The following is a 1533-nucleotide window of genomic DNA, read 5'->3' as shown; positions in this document are numbered from 1 at the left end:
TCGGTGAGTTGCCCGCCGATGAACTTGCCCGGCCGCTGGAAGGCGGGATCGTGGGGGTCGACCTCGGTGTGGGTCACCAGTGCGGTGACGGCGCGGCCCGGCAGGCGGCCCATGAGCTCGCGGACGAGCAGGGTGCCGATCATGCCCTGGGTCTGGGCGCCGAGGACGTCCAGCGGGTACGGCGCGGTGAGCGCCGGGTCGGCCTCGCTCTCCTGGGCGAGCAGGCCGATCTGCGGCCCGTTGCCGTGGGTGATCACCAACTCGTGTCCGGCGGTGACGAGTTCGGCGAGCGAGCGGGCGGCGTCGTGGACGTGGTGCTGCTGGACGGCGGCGTCGGGGTGTTCGCCCCGCTGGAGCAGCGCGTTCCCGCCGAGGGCGGCGACGATGCGCATGGTCACTTCCTCCCGAGGGTGGCGACCAGGATCGCCTTGATGGTGTGCATCCGGTTCTCGGCCTGGTCGAAGACCAGCGAGGCCGGTGACTCGAAGACCTCGTCGGTGACTTCGAGGCCGTCGAGCCCGTGCTCCTCGGAGAGTTCGGCGCCGAGGTCGGTGCGGCGGTCGTGCAGGGCGGGCAGGCAGTGCAGGAAGGCGGTGTCCGGGTTGCCGGTCGCCGCCATCGTCTTCGCGTTGACCTGGTACGGCAGCAGCCGGGCGATGCGCTCGGGCCACTGGGCGTGGTCCTCGCCCATGGACACCCACACGTCGGTGTACAGGTATTCCGCTCCGCGCACGGCTTCCTCGACCTCGTCGGTGAGGGTGATACGAGCGCCGCTGTCCCGGGCGAGCCGCCGGCACTCGGAGACGAGCAGCGGGTCGGGCCACAGCTCGCGCGGTGCGGCGATCCGCACATCCATGCCGAGCAGGCTTCCCATCGTCAGCAGGGAGTTGGCGGTGTTGTTGCGGGCGTCGCCGAGGTAGCAGAAGGAGATGTCCTCCAGCGGCTTTGCGCTGTGCTCGCGCATCGTGAACACGTCGCACAGGCTCTGGGTGGGGTGGCACTGGTCGGTGAGGCCGTTGTACACGGGGACGCCGGCACGGGCGGCGAGTTCGGTGACGGCGTCCTGGTCGAAGCCGCGGTACTCGATGGCGTCGTACATCCGGCCGAGGACGCGGGCGGTGTCGGCGATGCTCTCCTTGTGGCCGATGTGCGAGCCGTCCGGGCCCAGGTAGGTGGTCGTGGCGCCCTGGTCGGCCGCGGCGACCTCGAAGGCGCAGCGGGTCCGGGTGGAGCTCTTCTCGAAGATCAGGGCGATCCTGCGGCCGGTCAGCCGGGGCGTCTCGGTGCCCGAGCGCCGGGCCGCCTTCAGTTCGGCGGCGAGGTCGAGCAGGTGGTGGATCTCGGCGGCGGTGAAGTCGAGTTCGCGCAGGTAGTGGCGGCCGGTGAGGTCGACGGTCATGGTGGTCACTCCTCGGGTAGGTCAGTTGGCGGGGTCGCGCTGGATCGGGCAGCTCATGCAGCGCGGGCCGCCCCGGCCGCGGCCGAGCTCGGAGCCGGCGATGGTGACGATCTCGACGCCCTGCTTGCGCAGGT

3 protein-coding genes are annotated in these 1533 nt (G+C 71.1%); all 3 read right to left on the bottom strand.

Annotated features, from left to right (window positions below):
* A partial coding sequence (locus tag ACPC54_RS41920; protein ID WP_498973004.1) for an amino acid kinase family protein occupies positions 1–392 on the bottom strand: 392 nt, incomplete at its 3' end.
* Positions 393–394: 2 nt separating this feature from the next.
* Positions 395–1399, bottom strand: a complete 1005-nt coding sequence (gene argF / locus ACPC54_RS41915; protein WP_498973002.1) for an ornithine carbamoyltransferase — start codon at positions 1397–1399, stop codon at positions 395–397.
* Positions 1400–1420: 21 nt separating this feature from the next.
* Positions 1421–1533, bottom strand: a 113-nt coding sequence (locus tag ACPC54_RS41910) for an arginine deiminase family protein (protein WP_498973006.1), incomplete at its 5' end; no start/stop codon positions are given.

It is taken from the genome of Kitasatospora sp. NPDC094028, assembly GCF_049543595.1.
Taxonomy (GTDB): domain Bacteria; phylum Actinomycetota; class Actinomycetes; order Streptomycetales; family Streptomycetaceae; genus Kitasatospora.
The sequence above is the reverse complement of the archived record's forward strand: the minus strand, read 5'-3'. Positions and strand labels throughout refer to the sequence as shown.

Bases quoted from the DNA above. Each gene is read 5' to 3' on its own strand.
- argF (WP_498973002.1), bottom strand. From the start codon at position 1,399: ATGACCGTCGACCTCACCGGCCGCCACTACCTGCGCGAACTCGACTTC.